At 69.8% G+C, this 14,581-nt stretch carries 18 protein-coding genes; 5 read left to right on the forward strand and 13 right to left on the reverse strand.

Going from position 1 to position 14,581, the window contains the following annotated elements; translation table 11 throughout:
• Positions 1 to 65: 65 nt before the first annotated feature.
• From ABZ098_RS00830 to ABZ098_RS00845, 4 genes are all read right to left on the reverse strand, one after another.
• A complete protein-coding gene (locus ABZ098_RS00830; RefSeq protein ID WP_356587581.1) occupies positions 66 to 275 on the reverse strand; it encodes a hypothetical protein in 210 nt (69 codons plus the stop codon).
• A gap of 124 nt (positions 276 to 399) precedes the next feature.
• Positions 400 to 1,389 carry a 2,3,4,5-tetrahydropyridine-2,6-dicarboxylate N-succinyltransferase gene (dapD, locus tag ABZ098_RS00835; RefSeq protein WP_356585855.1) on the reverse strand — a complete coding sequence of 330 codons (990 nt, stop codon included), beginning with the start codon at positions 1,387 to 1,389 and terminating at the stop codon, positions 400 to 402.
• Positions 1,390 to 1,541: 152 nt separating this feature from the next.
• Positions 1,542 to 2,078 carry a TetR family transcriptional regulator gene (locus ABZ098_RS00840; protein WP_356585857.1) on the reverse strand — a complete coding sequence of 179 codons (537 nt, stop codon included), beginning with the start codon at positions 2,076 to 2,078 and terminating at the stop codon, positions 1,542 to 1,544.
• Positions 2,078 to 2,398: a multidrug efflux SMR transporter gene (locus ABZ098_RS00845; protein ID WP_356585859.1), complete on the reverse strand. Its 321-nt coding sequence runs from the start codon at positions 2,396 to 2,398 to the stop codon at positions 2,078 to 2,080. Before ABZ098_RS00845 ends, ABZ098_RS00840 begins: the two co-directional genes overlap by 1 nt.
• A 256-nt stretch (positions 2,399 to 2,654) precedes the next feature.
• On the opposite strand from ABZ098_RS00845, the gene ABZ098_RS00850 reads away from it, so the two are divergent.
• The gene (locus ABZ098_RS00850) at positions 2,655 to 3,473 is read left to right on the forward strand and encodes an AbfB domain-containing protein (protein ID WP_356585861.1); all 819 of its coding nucleotides are present in this window, start codon (positions 2,655 to 2,657) and stop codon (positions 3,471 to 3,473) included.
• A gap of 67 nt (positions 3,474 to 3,540) precedes the next feature.
• On the opposite strand, the gene ABZ098_RS00855 is transcribed toward ABZ098_RS00850, so the two are convergent.
• The 8 genes from ABZ098_RS00855 to ABZ098_RS00890 are packed head-to-tail and all read right to left on the reverse strand — an operon-like array spanning position 3,541 to position 10,097.
• The gene (locus ABZ098_RS00855; protein ID WP_028809645.1) at positions 3,541 to 3,873 is read right to left on the reverse strand and encodes a metal-sulfur cluster assembly factor; all 333 of its coding nucleotides are present in this window, start codon (positions 3,871 to 3,873) and stop codon (positions 3,541 to 3,543) included.
• Complete coding sequence (gene sufU, locus ABZ098_RS00860) at positions 3,870 to 4,340, reverse strand: Fe-S cluster assembly sulfur transfer protein SufU (protein ID WP_356585863.1); 471 nt, start codon at positions 4,338 to 4,340, stop codon at positions 3,870 to 3,872. Before sufU ends, ABZ098_RS00855 begins: the two co-directional genes overlap by 4 nt.
• Positions 4,341 to 4,357: 17 nt before the next feature.
• Entirely contained in the window at positions 4,358 to 5,614 is a 1,257-nt protein-coding gene (locus tag ABZ098_RS00865; RefSeq protein ID WP_356585865.1) for a cysteine desulfurase, read from the reverse strand.
• On the reverse strand, positions 5,611 to 6,375 hold the full coding sequence (gene sufC / locus ABZ098_RS00870) for a Fe-S cluster assembly ATPase SufC (protein WP_356585867.1): 765 nt from the start codon (positions 6,373 to 6,375) through the stop codon (positions 5,611 to 5,613). The genes ABZ098_RS00865 and sufC overlap by 4 nt, the downstream gene beginning before the upstream one ends.
• Positions 6,376 to 6,382: 7 nt before the next feature.
• Positions 6,383 to 6,700: a non-heme iron oxygenase ferredoxin subunit gene (locus ABZ098_RS00875; RefSeq protein WP_356585869.1), complete on the reverse strand. Its 318-nt coding sequence runs from the start codon at positions 6,698 to 6,700 to the stop codon at positions 6,383 to 6,385.
• Positions 6,700 to 7,881: a Fe-S cluster assembly protein SufD gene (sufD, locus tag ABZ098_RS00880; protein ID WP_356585871.1), complete on the reverse strand. Its 1,182-nt coding sequence runs from the start codon at positions 7,879 to 7,881 to the stop codon at positions 6,700 to 6,702. The genes ABZ098_RS00875 and sufD overlap by 1 nt, the downstream gene beginning before the upstream one ends.
• 54 nt (positions 7,882 to 7,935) lie before the next feature.
• The gene (sufB, locus tag ABZ098_RS00885; RefSeq protein ID WP_125190079.1) at positions 7,936 to 9,357 is read right to left on the reverse strand and encodes a Fe-S cluster assembly protein SufB; all 1,422 of its coding nucleotides are present in this window, start codon (positions 9,355 to 9,357) and stop codon (positions 7,936 to 7,938) included.
• Entirely contained in the window at positions 9,354 to 10,097 is a 744-nt protein-coding gene (locus tag ABZ098_RS00890; RefSeq protein ID WP_356585873.1) for a metalloregulator ArsR/SmtB family transcription factor, read from the reverse strand. Before ABZ098_RS00890 ends, sufB begins: the two co-directional genes overlap by 4 nt.
• A gap of 161 nt (positions 10,098 to 10,258) precedes the next feature.
• On the opposite strand from ABZ098_RS00890, the gene ABZ098_RS00895 reads away from it, so the two are divergent.
• The 4 genes from ABZ098_RS00895 to ABZ098_RS00910 are packed head-to-tail and all read left to right on the forward strand — an operon-like array spanning position 10,259 to position 13,896.
• Entirely contained in the window at positions 10,259 to 11,128 is an 870-nt protein-coding gene (locus ABZ098_RS00895) for an AAC(3) family N-acetyltransferase (RefSeq protein ID WP_356585875.1), read from the forward strand.
• Positions 11,129 to 11,138: 10 nt separating this feature from the next.
• Positions 11,139 to 12,062 (forward strand): ABC transporter ATP-binding protein, encoded by a 924-nt coding sequence (locus ABZ098_RS00900; protein ID WP_356585877.1) that lies wholly within the window; start codon positions 11,139 to 11,141, stop codon positions 12,060 to 12,062.
• On the forward strand, positions 12,059 to 12,829 hold the full coding sequence (locus ABZ098_RS00905; RefSeq protein ID WP_356585879.1) for an ABC transporter permease: 771 nt from the start codon (positions 12,059 to 12,061) through the stop codon (positions 12,827 to 12,829). The genes ABZ098_RS00900 and ABZ098_RS00905 overlap by 4 nt, the downstream gene beginning before the upstream one ends.
• A 47-nt stretch (positions 12,830 to 12,876) precedes the next feature.
• Entirely contained in the window at positions 12,877 to 13,896 is a 1,020-nt protein-coding gene (locus ABZ098_RS00910; RefSeq protein ID WP_356585881.1) for a COX15/CtaA family protein, read from the forward strand.
• Here the strand turns inward: ABZ098_RS00910 and ABZ098_RS00915 are convergent.
• Positions 13,854 to 14,567 (reverse strand): nucleotidyltransferase domain-containing protein, encoded by a 714-nt coding sequence (locus tag ABZ098_RS00915; protein WP_356585883.1) that lies wholly within the window; start codon positions 14,565 to 14,567, stop codon positions 13,854 to 13,856. The genes ABZ098_RS00910 and ABZ098_RS00915 overlap by 43 nt on opposite strands.
• Between the last annotated feature and the right edge of the window lie 14 nt (positions 14,568 to 14,581).

The raw sequence follows: 14,581 nt of genomic DNA on the forward strand, positions 1-14,581 counted from the left end.
ACCCCCGCGAAAAAAAGTCGCCGCGGAGGACACGTGTCCTCCGCGGCGACTTCCTGTCACGCGGGTCAGTTCCAGGAGTACCCGTCGCCGATCAGCAGCAGGTGCTCCAGGACGTCCTCCATCGGGTCGTCCACCTGGCCGATGTTGACCAGGCCGACCCGGGGGCCGTTGTGGGAGGCGGTGTTGGTCTCGTCGGCACTCGCGGTCCCGGCCGACATCCAGCAGGACGCCCCCGCCAGGAGCAGTGCCCCGGCCCACGCCCGCTTGTTCCTCATCGCCCTCATCGCTGTGACCCCTCGTTCGTCGTTTCGGCGTCTGATCGGACTCTGCGTCCACCCGTTCATCTGCCGAAACGACCCCGAGGTCACGCCGAGCAACCCGTACGTGATCTTCGTGGGCTCAGTTGTGGCTGTGCAGGACGTCGTTGAGGCCGCCCCAGACCGCGTTGTTCGGGCGGGCCTCGACCGTGCCGGTGACCGAGTTGCGGCGGAAGAGGATGTTCGAGGCGCCGCTCAGCTCTCGGGCCTTGACGATCTGGCCGTCGGGCATGGTGACCCGGGTGCCCGCGGTGACGTAGAGACCGGCCTCGACGACGCACTCGTCGCCGAGCGCGATGCCGACGCCCGCCTCGGCGCCGATCAGGCAGCGCTCGCCGATGGTGATGCGGACGTTGCCGCCGCCGGAGAGCGTGCCCATGGTGGAGGCGCCGCCGCCGATGTCCGAGCCGTCGCCGATCACGACACCCGCGGAGATACGGCCCTCGACCATCGACGTGCCGAGCGTGCCCGCGTTGAAGTTGACGAAGCCCTCGTGCATCACGGTGGTGCCCGCGGCCAGGTGCGCGCCGAGGCGGACCCGGTCGGCGTCGGCGATGCGGACGCCCTTGGGGGCGACGTAGTCCGTCATGCGCGGGAACTTGTCGACGCTCGTCACGGCGAGGTGCAGTCCCTCGGCGCGGGCGTTGAGGCGCACCTTCTCGATCTCGTCGACGGCGACCGGGCCGAGCGAGGTCCAGGCGACGTTGGGCAGGAGGCCGAAGATGCCGTCCAGGCTCTGGCCGTGGGGCCGGACCAAGCGGTGCGAGAGCAGGTGCAGCCGCAGGTAGGCGTCGTGCGTGTCGAGCGGCTTGTCGTCGAGGGAGGCGATGACCGTGCGGACCGCGATCACCTCGACGCCACGGCGGGCGTCCGGGCCGATCGCCTTGGCGGCGCCTTCGCCGAGCAGTTCCACGGCCCTGTCGGCCAAGAGCCGCTCGGTGCCGGCCGGGCCGGGCTCGGCGGACAGTTCGGGAGCGGGGAACCAGGTGTCGAGAACGGTGCCGTCGGCGGCGACGGTGGCGAGGCCTGCGGCGATGGCGCCGGTGGTGCGCGGGGCAGTCGTGTCGGTCATGGGGGAAACCTAACCGGCCCGGGGCGCGGGACGCGAACCCGTGCGCGGGGCGTCTCGGGTGGTGGGCGGCCCGCACTCCCCCGTGCCACGGGTTCGGGGGCACATGCGCACACCGACCGCGCGCCCCATCCTCAGCACCCCGCCCGCGCCCCTCACGCAATCACCCGCCCCAGCACCTCCCGCGCGTACCCCTCGTCGTACGGCGCCCCCGTCAGCAGCACCTGGAGACAGATCCCGTCCATCAGCGCGACCAGCGCCCGTGCCGTGACCGGGTCCGTGCGCCGGGCCAGGCGTTCGGCGAGCTCGTCGGCCCATTCGGCGGCGACGGGGCGCAGGGCCGGGCGGCGCAGGGCGGCGAGGTAGAGCTCGTACTCCAGCTCGACGCCGGTGCGGTCGCCGCCGAGCCAGTCGCCGAGCACGCGGGCGAGGCCGGCGGCCAGATCACCGCCGGGGTCGTCCAGGGCGCCGTGCGCGGCGACCGCCTTGGCGAAGCCCTCGCTGGCCTGGCGCAGCGCGGCGACCATCAGCTCGTCGAGGCTGTTGAAGTGGTACGTCGTCGAGCCGAGCGGTACGTCGGCCTCGGCGGCCGCGCTGCGGTGGCTGAGCCCCGCGAGCCCCTTCTCCCCCACGACCCGGATGGCCGCGTCGATGATCCGCTGCCGGCGCTCGGGGTCGTGTCTGCGGGCCATCAGTGCGCCCCGCCCAGGTTCAGGACCACGACGCCCACGATGATCAGCGCGATCCCGGCGGCCTTGGTGACGGTCATCGACTCCCCGAGGAAGACCATGCCGATCGCGACGATGGCCGCGGTGCCCACCCCGGCCCAGATCGCGTAGGCGGTGCCGACCGACACCGTCTTCAGCGTCTGGGCGAGCAGCAGGAAGGAGAGGACGTATCCGAGCACGGTCAGCAGCGAGGGTCCGAGCCTGCTGAAGCCCTCGGTGTACTTCATGGCCGTGGTCGCTCCGACCTCGGCGGCGATGGCTCCGGCGAGCAGCAGGTATCCCATGTGTACAAGCGTACATAACGGCCCGCTCCGGCGGCAGCCGCCGACCGGGGGCCAGGACAAGCGGCGCAGAGGTGACCACACCGCCACACTGCCGTCACCGTGCGAGAGGAAAAGTGGAAACCAGCCGGTTCAAAGGGCTGCTGGGGAACACCGGTAACCACTAGTGTTCCCCCGGAGCCACTTGTGGTTCACCATTCACATACCGCGCCACCACAGAAACGGCACGTCGCCTCGCGCCGCGCCGGAGGAACAGCGCATGCCCGCAGACAAGTCCCGGCCGCCCCAGGACCGCCCCTGGGAGAACGGCTGGACGTTGGACACCTCCCGCACACCCGGCACCCGCCGCCTCTATCTGGCCGGGGCGCTGGCGGTGGCCACGATCATCGCCTGTGTCGCGGCGATCGCCGCTACGGACCACGAAGCCGACGAGCCGTCAAAAACCGCGCGGGCCGAGGGATCCGGTCTGATCTCCTTCTCCTCGCAGCCCGCGACGACCGTCCCGCCGCAGGGCGACAGCGGCCTCTCGTCGGTGTCCCCCACTCCCCAGGGCCCCCGGCAGCAGGGCGCCGACCCCACCGTCACGGTCACGGCGACACCGAAGCCGCCCAAGTCGACGGCGTCCAAGGGCGGTTCGGCGAAGCCGAAGCCTTCCGCGACCTACCGTTCGATCCGCTCGGTCAACTACCCCGACCGCTACTGGCACGTGGACGACGGCTATGTGGGCCTGGACCCCGTCCGCGGCTCGGAATCCCGCGAGGACTCCACCTTCAAGCAGGTCAAGGGCCTGGCGAACGCCTCGTGTCACTCCTTCGTCACCCACGACGGCACGTACCTGCGCCACCGCAACTTCGTCCTGCGCGCCGAGCGCGACGACGGCTCGCCCCTCTTCCGGCAGGACGCCACCTTCTGCCCCCGCGACGCCCCCTACTCCTCCGGCGCCACGATGCTGGAGTCGGTCAACTACCCCGGCTACTTCCTCCGCCACCAGAACTTCGTGGTCCGTCTGGAACGCTTCGAGTACAGCTCGCAGTTCCTGTCGGACGCGTCGTTCCAGCTCGTGGGCGGACTGGCCTGAGCCGCGCCCGGGCACGCGAAAGCGGCGGCACCCGGAAGGTGCCGCCGCTTTCCCACCTACACGTCTCTCAGACGTTGAACCCGAGCGCCCGGAGCTGCTCACGTCCGTCGTCCGTGATCTTGTCCGGTCCCCACGGCGGCATCCAGACCCAGTTGATGCGCAGTTCGCTGACGAGGCCGTCCGTGGCGGACTTGGCCTGGTCCTCGATGACGTCCGTCAGCGGGCAGGCCGCCGAGGTCAGGGTCATGTCGAGGGTCGCGATGTTCGCGTCGTCGATGTGGATGCCGTAGATCAGGCCCAGGTTGACGACGTCGATGCCCAGCTCGGGGTCGACGACGTCGTACAGCGCCTCGCGGACCTCTTCCTCCGAGGCCGGCTTCATCTCAACGGTCTCGCTCATGCCGTCTTCCTTTCGGCGTCGGCTCCGGCGTCCATCGCCTGGGCCGTCGCGTCCTTCCACGCCATCCAGCTCAGGAGGGCGCACTTGACCCGGGCCGGGTACTTGGAGACACCGGCGAACGCGACCGCGTCCTCCAGCACCTCCTCCATCGCGTCGTCGGGCTCGATCCTGCCCTTGGACTGCATCAGCTCCAGGAAGGTCTCCTGGATCCGCTGCGCGTCCGACAGGTCCTTGCCCACCAGCAGATCGTTCAGCACGGACGCGCTGGCCTGGCTGATCGAGCAGCCCTGGCCCTCGTACGAGACGTCCTCGATCCTCGTGCCGTCGTACTTCACGCGGAGGGTGATCTCGTCGCCGCACGTCGGGTTCACGTGGTGCACCTCGGCGTCGCCATCCCGAAGACCACGCCCGTGCGGGTGCTTGTAGTGGTCCAGGATGACTTCCTGGTACATCGAGTCCAGCTTCATGCGATAGCCCGTTCCCGTCAGCCGAAGAAGTTCCGTACGTGCTCCAGGCCCTCGACCAGTGCGTCGATCTCGGCCGGAGTGGAGTACAGATAGAACGACGCTCGCGTGGTCGCGGGAATTCCGTACCGCAGGCAGACCGGCCGCGCGCAGTGGTGGCCGACCCGGACCGCGATGCCCTGCTCGTCGAGGACCTGGCCCACGTCGTGCGGGTGGATGTCACCGAGCGTGAAGGAGATCGCCGCGCCCCGGTCCTCGGCCGTGGCCGGGCCGATGATCCTGAGATCCGGGACCTCCGTGAGGCGCTTCACCGCGTACTCGGTGATCGCGTGCTCATGGGCGAGGATCTTGTCCATGCCGATCGAGTTCAGGTAGTCGATCGCCGCGCCCAGACCGACCGCCTGCGCGATCGGGGGGGTGCCCGCCTCGAACTTGTGCGGGGCGGGAGCGTACGTCGACGAGTGCATCGACACGGTCTCGATCATCTCGCCGCCGCCGAGGAACGGGGGCAGGTCCTCCAGGAGTTCCTGCCGGCCCCACAGCACGCCGATGCCCGTCGGACCGCACATCTTGTGGCCGGTGAAGGCCACGAAGTCGGCCTGGAGCGCCTGCACGTCCAGCGGCATGTGCGGGGCGGCCTGGGAGGCGTCGATGCAGACCAGCGCGCCGACTTCCTGCGCCCTGCGGACGATCGCCTCGACCGGGTTGACCGTGCCCAGGATGTTGGAGACCAGCACGAAGGAGACGATCTTCGTCTTCTCGTTGATGACCTCGTCGATGTTGGAGAGGTCGAGCCGGCCGTCGTCGGTCAGCCCGAACCACTTCAGCTTCGCGCCCGTGCGCTGCGCGAGCAGCTGCCACGGCACGATGTTGGAGTGGTGCTCCATCTCCGTGATGACGATCTCGGTCTCGGAGTCCACGCGGTAGGGCTCGTCGGCCCAGCCCAGCATGTTCGCCACGAGGTTGAGCGACTCGGAGGCGTTCTTGGTGAAGATCACCTCGTTGCGCGAGGGCGCGTTGATGAACTCGGCGACCTTGTCGCGCGCGCCCTCGTACAGCGCCGTGGCCTCCTCCGCGAGCACATGCACACCGCGGTGGACGTTGGCGTTGTAGCGCTCGTAGTACTCGCTCAGGGCGTCCAGTACCTGGCGCGGCTTCTGCGAGGTCGCCGCGTTGTCCAGGTAGACGAGCTTCCGGTCGTCGTGGACCAGGCGGTCCAGGATCGGGAAGTCCTTGCGGATCGCCTCGGTGTCGAGGAGGCCCGGCAACTGTGTCACGCGGATACGCCACCCTTCGTGTAGGCCTCGTAGCCCTCGTTCTCCAGCTTGTCGGCGAGCTCGGCGCCGCCGGACTCGACGATCCGGCCACCGGAGAAGACGTGGACGAAGTCGGGCTTGATGTAGCGCAGGATGCGCGTGTAGTGCGTGATCAGCAGGGTGCCGACCTCACCGGTCTCGCGGACGCGGTTGACGCCCTCGGAGACGACGCGAAGGGCGTCGACGTCGAGACCGGAGTCGGTCTCGTCGAGGATCGCGATCTTCGGCTTGAGCAGTTCGAGCTGGAGGATCTCGTGGCGCTTCTTCTCACCGCCGGAGAAGCCCTCGTTGACGTTGCGCTCGGCGAAGGAGGAGTCCATGTGGAGACGCTCCATGGTCTCCTTGACCTCCTTCACCCAGGTGCGCAGCTTGGGGGCCTCGCCACGGATGGCGGTGGCGGAGGTGCGCAGGAAGTTCGACACGGACACGCCCGGGATCTCGACCGGGTACTGCATCGCGAGGAACAGGCCGGCGCGGGCGCGCTCGTCGACCTCCATCTCCAGGACGTCCTCGCCGTCGAGGGTGACGGTGCCGCCGGTGATCGTGTACTTCGGGTGACCCGCGAGGGAGTAGGCGAGCGTCGACTTGCCGGAGCCGTTGGGGCCCATGATGGCGTGCGTCTCGCCCTGCTTCACGGTCAGGTCGACACCCTTGAGGATCTCCTTCGTGGCGTTGTCGGCCTCGACGGTGACGTGCAGGTCTCGGATTTCAAGCGTTGCCATGGGTGCCTCAGGACTCCTGGGAAAGGGAGACGAGCACATCGTCCCCTTCGATCTTTACGGGGTATACGGGGACGGGGCGCGTCGCGGGAAGGCCGGACGGTTTGCCGGTGCGCAGGTCGAAGCTGGAGCCGTGCAGCCAGCACTCGATCTGGCAGTCCTCCACCTCGCCCTCGGAGAGCGAGACGTTGGCGTGGGAGCAGATGTCGTGGATGGCGAACACCTCACCCTCGGTCCGCACGACCGAGACCGGCGTGCCGTCGAGTTCCACCCGCTTCGGGGTGTCCTCCTCCAGCTCGCTCAGCCCACAGGCGCGTAGGAAAGCCATCAGACCGTGGCCTCCAGCTCCTCGTCGATCTTCACGAGCAGGCGCTCCTCGATGTCGTCGACACCGATCTGCTGGACCAGCTCGGCGAAGAAGCCGCGGACGACCAGACGCCGGGCCTCGTCGGCCGGGATGCCACGGGCCATCAGGTAGAAGAGCTGCTCGTCGTCGAAGCGGCCGGTCGCCGAGGCGTGTCCCGCTCCGACGATCTCGCCGGTCTCGATCTCCAGGTTCGGCACGGAGTCGACCCGGGCGCCGTCGGTGAGCACGAGGTTGCGGTTCATCTCGTAGGTGTCCGTGCCCTCGGCCTTGGCCTCGATGAGCACGTCACCGATCCACACCGCGTGCGCGCCGTCGCCCTGGAGCGCGCCCTTGTAGACGACGTTGGACTTGCAGTGCGGGGTGTTGTGGTCGACCAGGAGGCGGTGCTCCTGGTGCTGACCCTGGTCCGTGAAGTACAGCCCGAACAGCTCGGCCTCGCCGCCGGTGCCGGCGTAGGACACGCGCGGGTGCAGCCGTACGAGGTCGCCGCCGAAGGTGACGACGACCGACTTGAAGGACGCGTCCCGGCCGATCAGCGCGTTGTGCTGGGCCACGTGCACGGCCTTGTCGTCCCAGTCCTGGACGGAGACGACGGTCAGCTTGGCGCCGTCGCCCAGGATGTAGTCGACGTTGGCGGCGAGCACCGCGTCACCGGTGTGGTCGATGACGACGACGGCCTCGGCGAAGGCGCCCAGCTCGATCACCTGGTGGCCGAAGCGGGTGCCGCCCTCGCCGTGCACGGCGATACGGATCGGCTCGGTGAGCACCGTCTCCTTGGGGACGGTGACCACGCCGGCCTTCTCGAACGCCGAGTACGCCTGGGCGGCGATGCGGTCCACCGGGGTGCCCGCCTTGCCGATCCGGGCGTCGTCACGGCCGACGGTCTCGACGGTGACGCCCTCGGGGGCCTGCACGTCCACCGTCACGCCGGCGCCGGTGGCGACCGCGGTGCCGTCGTGCAGCCCGCGCAGGCGCTCCAGCGGGGTGAACCGCCACTCCTCCTCGCGGCCGTGCGGGACCGGGAAGTCCGCGACGTCGAAGGACGGGGGCGCGCTCATGCGCGTGGCGACGGTCGACTCGGCGGCCACCGCGATCTGGCCCGCGGTGGTGGACCCCACGGGGATGTTCTGAGCCTCAGCCATGGCTGTCGGTCTGCTCTCTTCCTACGTAAGTGACTTGATGGGGGCGGCCGTTGCCTAGCCGACCGCGCCTTCCATCTGGAGCTCGATCAGCCGGTTGAGTTCCAGCGCGTACTCCATGGGCAGCTCCTTCGCGATGGGCTCGACGAAGCCGCGCACGATCATGGCCATCGCCTCGAACTCGCTCAGACCACGGCTCATCAGGTAGAAGAGCTGGTCCTCGGAGACCTTGGAGACGGTCGCCTCGTGGCCCATGGACACGTCGTCCTCGCGGACGTCCACGTAGGGGTACGTGTCGGAGCGGGAGATGGTGTCGACGAGCAGCGCGTCGCACAGCACGTTGGACTTCGAGCCGTGCGCGCCCTCGCCGATCTCGACGAGACCGCGGTAGGACGTACGACCGCCACCGCGCGCCACCGACTTGGAGACGATGTTGGAGGAGGTGTTCGGCGCCATGTGGACCATCTTGGAGCCGGCGTCCTGGTGCTGGCCCTCGCCCGCGAAGGCGATGGACAGGGTCTCGCCCTTGGCGTGCTCGCCCATCAGGTAGACGGCCGGGTACTTCATGGTGACCTTGGAGCCGATGTTGCCGTCGATCCACTCCATGGTCGCGCCCTCGTACGCCACGGCGCGCTTGGTGACCAGGTTGTAGACGTTGTTCGACCAGTTCTGGATGGTCGTGTAACGGCAGCGGGCGCCCTTCTTCACGATGATCTCGACGACCGCGGAGTGCAGGGAGTCCGACTTGTAGATCGGGGCCGTACAACCCTCGACGTAGTGGACGTAGGCGTCCTCGTCGACGATGATCAGCGTCCGCTCGAACTGGCCCATGTTCTCCGTGTTGATACGGAAGTAGGCCTGGAGCGGGATCTCCACGTGCACGCCCTTCGGCACGTAGATGAAGGAGCCGCCGGACCACACCGCGGTGTTCAGCGACGCGAACTTGTTGTCGCCGACCGGGATGACGGTGCCGAAGTACTCCTTGAAGAGCTCCGGGTGCTCCTTGAGAGCGGTGTCGGTGTCCAGGAAGATGACGCCCTGCTCCTCCAGGTCCTCACGGATCTGGTGGTAGACGACCTCGGACTCGTACTGGGCCGCGACACCGGCGACGAGGCGCTGCTTCTCCGCCTCGGGGATGCCGAGCTTGTCGTACGTGTTCTTGATGTCCTCGGGCAGGTCCTCCCAGGACTCCGCCTGCTTCTCCGTGGAGCGCACGAAGTACTTGATGTTGTCGAAGTCGATGCCGGAGAGGTCCGAACCCCAGTTGGGCATGGGCTTCTTGTCGAACAGGCGCAGACCCTTGAGGCGGAGCTTGGTCATCCACTCCGGCTCGTTCTTCTTCGCGGAGATGTCGCGGACGACGTCCTCGTTGATACCGCGCCGCGCGGAAGCGCCGGCCGTGTCGGAGTCGGCCCAGCCGTATTCGTACTTGCCCAGGCCCTCGAGCTCGGGGTGGGCAGTCTCCGTGGGGAGAGTCATGCGGGGTTCCTCCCGGCCGTGCTTGCAGATGCGTTATGAGACATGTGGGAAATCTTGGGGATGAACGTCGTACAGACGCCGTCGCCGTGCGCGATGGTCGCAAGTCGCTGGACGTGCGTGCCGAGGAGTTGGGAGAAGATCTCCGTCTCGGCGTCGCACAGCTGCGGGAACTTCTCCGCGACATGGGCCACCGGGCAGTGGTGCTGGCAGAGCTGCTCGCCGACCGGTGCGCTCCGCGCCGTAGCAGCGTACCCGTCCGCGCTCAGCGCCTTGGCCAGGGCTTCGGTGCGCTCCTCGGGGGCGGCGGACTCGACGGCCTCGCGGTACTGCTCGGCCTGTGCGGCGATCCTCGCGCGCGCGAAGGCGACGACCGCCTCGTCCCCGCCGAAGCGCTCACGGATGAAGTTCAGCGCGTCCGCGGCGAGCTTGTCGTACGACTGGTCGAAGGCGTCCCGGCCGCAGTCGGTGAGCGCGAAGACCTTGGCGGGGCGGCCGCGCGTCCGCGCGCCGTAGACCCGCTGCTCCCGCGCCTCGACGACCTCGTCGGCCACCAGCGCGTCCAGATGACGTCGTACGGCCGCCTGGGTGAGCCCCAGCCGTCCGGCCAGCTCGGCGACGGTCGACGGGCCGTGGTCCAGGATGGATCGCGCGACGCGGTTGCGGGTGGACCGCTCACCGGTCGCGAGCTCCTCCTGAGGGGCCCCCGTGGGGGTCTCCCGAACCTCGCCGACGTTTTTCACAACGCCATTGTTGCGTAATTCCTCAGGACCGGGCAAGCCGCGTCCGCTCCGACGGACGGTGCCCTGCGTCACTTAGGCACACCTAACCTGACCTGGGGAAACGATCTTTGATCGATCAAACCGGTGGCATTCGGCCGCCCTGTCAGGGACACTCCCGAACCATGCCGACACCACCTCCCACCGGCCCACTTGTCACTCGGGACACCCTCACCGGACAGCTGCGCGAGCTCGGTGTCAGAAGCGGCGAGATCCTGCTCGTGCACTCCTCCCTGAGCGCCCTCGGCTGGGTCTGCGGAGGCCCGGTCGCCGTGGTCCAGGGGCTCCTGGACGCCCTCGGCCCGGACGGCACCCTCGTGGTCCCCACCCAGACCGGTGACCTCTCGGACCCGGCGGTGTGGAGCAACCCGCCCGTGCCCGAGGACTGGTGGGAGACGATCCGGGCGACCATGCCCGCCTACGACCCCCTCGTCACGCCCTCGCGCGGGGTCGGCGTGATCCCGGAGACCGTCCGCACCTGGCCCGGCGCCCTGCGCAGCGCCCACCCGCAGACCTCCTTCGCGGCGATCGGCCCGCGCGCGCGTGCGGTGCTGGACGGTCACGCCCCCGACTGCCGCCTGGGCGAGCGCAGCCCCCTGGCCAGGCTGGAGGCCCTCCACGCGCGCGTGCTGCTCCTCGGCGCCGGCTACGACACCTGCACGAGCTTCCATCTCGCCGAGTACCGGGTCCCGACCCCGCTGGTGAGGGTCGGCCGCCCGGCTCCGGACGGCTGGGAGGTGGTGACGGAGGTCTCGATCACCTCGGACCGCTTCGACGAACTGGGCCACGACTTCGAACGGGACAGCGGCGTCGTCGTACGGGGAAAGGTGGGCGCCGCCGACGCCCGGCTGTTCCCGGTGGCGGACGCCGTGCGATACGCGGAGCGCTGGCTGGCGCTGCACCGGTCGCGGGAGGACACCCCCGTGCACGCGCTGGGTGGAGATCCGGGTGGAGATCCTGCACCCGCCCGTCTGCGGCCCGGGCGCCGAACCTAGACTCGGGCCCATGCGAAGTGAGCCCGTGGTCCAGGTCCACGCCCTGGTGAAGCGGTACGGCACGAAGACCGCCGTGGACGGCCTCGACCTGGTGACCCGGCCGGGCGTGACCGCAGTGCTCGGGCCCAACGGCGCCGGCAAGACGACGACGGTGGAGACCTGCGAGGGCTACCGGAAGCCGGACTCCGGCACGGTACGGGTCCTGGGCCTCGACCCGGTGCGCCAGGCCCGTGAGCTGCATCCGAGGATCGGCGTGATGCTCCAGTCCGGGGGCGTGTACTCGGGCGCCCGGGCCGACGAGATGCTGCGCCACATGGCGAAGCTGCACGCGCACCCGCTCGACGTGGACGCGCTGATCGAGCGCCTGGGCCTGGAGAGCTGCGGCAGGACGACGTACCGCAGGCTGTCGGGCGGCCAACAGCAGCGCCTGGCGCTCGCCATGGCCGTCGTGGGCCGCCCGGAACTGGTGTTCCTGGACGAGCCGACCGCCGGGCTCGACCCGCAGGCCCGCCGCGCGACCTGGGACCTGGTCCGCGACCTGCGCGCCGACGGCGTCTCGGTCGTCCTGACCACGCACTACATGGACGAGGCCGAGCAGCTCGCCGACGACGTGGCGATCATCGACGGCGGCCGGGTCATCGCCCAGGGCACCCCTGAGGAGCTGTGCCGGGGCGGCGCGGAGAACACCCTGCGCTTCACGGGCCGTCCCGGGCTCGACGTGGGGTCCCTCCTGAAGGCCCTCCCCGCCGACTGCACGGCGGCGGAACTGACCCCCGGCTCCTACCGGGTGGTCGGCAAGGTGAACCCGCAACTGCTGGCGACGGTGACGTCCTGGTGCGCCCAGCACGGCGTGATGCCGGAGAAGATCTCGGTGGAACGACACACCCTGGAAGACGTTTTTCTGGAGCTCACGGGCAAGGAGCTGCGCGCGTGACCGCCACCGGTACGTACACCCCGAAGCCGGGGGCGGCACCCCTGGGCCGCATGATCGCCACCCAGGCCGTGCTGGAGACGAAGATGCTCCTGCGCAACGGCGAGCAGCTGTTGCTGACGGTGGTGATCCCGACCCTGGTGCTGGTCCTGTTCAGCTCGGTGGACATCATCGACACGGGCGCGAGCAAGGCGGTGGACTTCCTCACACCCGGCGTCCTGGCCCTCGCGGTCATGTCGACGGCCTTCACGGGCCAGGCGATCGCTACCGGCTTCGAACGCCGCTACGGCGTCCTGAAGCGCCTGGCCTCCTCCCCGCTCCCCCGCTGGGGCCTGATGACGGCGAAGACGGCGTCGGTCCTGGTGACGGAGGTCCTCCAAGTGATCCTCCTGACGGTGATCGCCTTCGCGCTGGGCTGGTCCCCGCACGGCAACCCCTTCGCCGTCCTCCTGCTCCTGGTCCTCGGCACGGCGGCCTTCTCGGGCCTCGGCCTCCTCATGGCCGGCACCCTGAAGGCGGAAGCCACGCTGGCCGCGGCCAACCTGGTCTTCCTGCTCCTCCTGGTCGGCGGCGGCATCATCATCCCCCTGGACCAGTTCTCCCGGAGCACGCAGGACGTGCTCGGCCTGCTCCCGATCACCGCCCTGTCGGACGGCCTGCGGGACGTGCTCCAGCACGGCGCCGGGGTGCCGTGGGGCGACCTGGGCCTCCTGGCGGGGTGGGCGGTGGCGCTCCTGGCCGCGGCCGGATGCTTCTTCCGCTGGGAATAGGCGGGAGGAGGGGCCCTCGTGAACGCGTGCACAAGCGGCCCCCTACGATGGAAGGCGTGCCGAACCTGACCCGCGCCGACGCCGTAGCGGCCGTCCGCAACCCGCTCGCCTTCATCGCCGCACGCTGGACCCCGACCCCCCGGACGGTTCAACGGGCGGCTCTCTCCGCGCTCGTCATGGCGGTGGTCATCGTGGTCACCGGCGGGGCGGTGCGGCTGACCGGGTCGGGACTCGGGTGCCCCACCTGGCCCAAGTGCACGGACGACTCGCTGACCGCGACCAGCGCGATGGGCTTCCACGGTGCCATCGAGTTCGGCAACCGGATGCTCACCTACGTGCTGTGCGCCGCCGTCGGGTGGGCGATCATCGCCGCGCGCTCCGAGAAGCCGTACCGGCGCAGCCTGACCCGGCTGGGGTGGGCGCAGTTCTGGATCGTGATGAGCAACGCGATCCTCGGCGGGATCGTCGTCCTGGTGGGTCTCAACCCGTACACGGTCGCCGCCCACTTCGTGGCGACGACGGCCCTGATCACCGTCGCCGCCGTGATGTGGCAGCGCACCCGTGAGGGCGACACTGCACCGCGCCCGCTGGTCGGCAAGCCGGTGCAGCAGCTCGTGTGGTTCATGGTCGCGGCCGCCGCCCTGCTGATCCTGGTCGGCACCGTCGTGACCGGCGCCGGGCCGCACGCCGGTGACTCCAGCGAGGTCGAGCGGATGCCGCTGGACTGGGAGACCGTCAGCAAGGTGCACGCGGTCCTGGCCTGGATCGTGGTGTCGCTGACCTTCGCCCTGTGGTTCATCCTCAAGGCGGTCGACGCCCCCAAGAGCCCCCTGCACCGCACCCGGGACCTCTTCCTGGTCCTCCTCTCCCAGGGCGTCATCGGTTACGTCCAGTACTTCACCGACCTGCCGGAGTTCCTGGTCGGCGTGCACATGCTCGGCTCGGCCCTGGTGTGGATCGGCGTGCTGCGCGTCCTGCTGGCCCTGCGGGAGCGGCCCGAGGGCGAGCAGCCCGAGGTGCCGGCTCAGTACGCCGCCACGAGTTCGTCGATCGCCGGGCCCAGGTAGCCGCGCGTCAGCGCCGCCCTGTCCTCGAGGGCGGGCCCGGGATCGCCGTAGCGGCGCCCCCGGACGTCCTCGACGAGCTCCACGGGCGCCCCCAGCCGGGGCAGCAGTTCCAGTGCCTCACCCTTCGAGATCAGTCGGCCCTCGCGCAGGGTCGCGGTCGCGCGGGCGAACGTCAGCAGCCCCAGGTCGACCCACACGTCCCGCTCCCACAGCGCGGCGTTGTCGAGGGCCGGCCGCCAGAAGTCACGCTGGTCGCGGACCACGAAGTCGGCCAGATCCCGGTCCGAGACCGCCGGCAGCAGGTCCGCGGGCTGCTTCCCGTGCAGCACCCGCCCGAAGGCGTGCAGTTCGCGCCGGGTCACCGGCGAGACCGGCCGCTTGAACAGCTCCTCGTGGGCCCAGGTGAGGTGGCGGCTGCCCAGGTCGGCCGACGGCGTCAGGTAGGTGCAGTGCAGCCGCCCGGACAACGGCTCGGCCCGCAGCCGCGCGTGCAGCTTCGCCAGCCGCCACACCGTACGGGGCGTGATCGAGGGGAGTACGGCGATCAGGTCCAGGTCGCTGCGGCCCTCCTGGTAGTCGCCGCCGGCCAGCGAGCCGTGGGCCCAGACGGCGACGGGGGCGAGCGGGGCCAGTGCGGTGAGGAAGCGGTCCAGTAAGGCGTCGGTCTGCATGCGCCCATCCTGTA

The organism is Streptomyces sp. NPDC006335 (genome assembly GCF_040612795.1).
GTDB lineage: Bacteria > Actinomycetota > Actinomycetes > Streptomycetales > Streptomycetaceae > Streptomyces.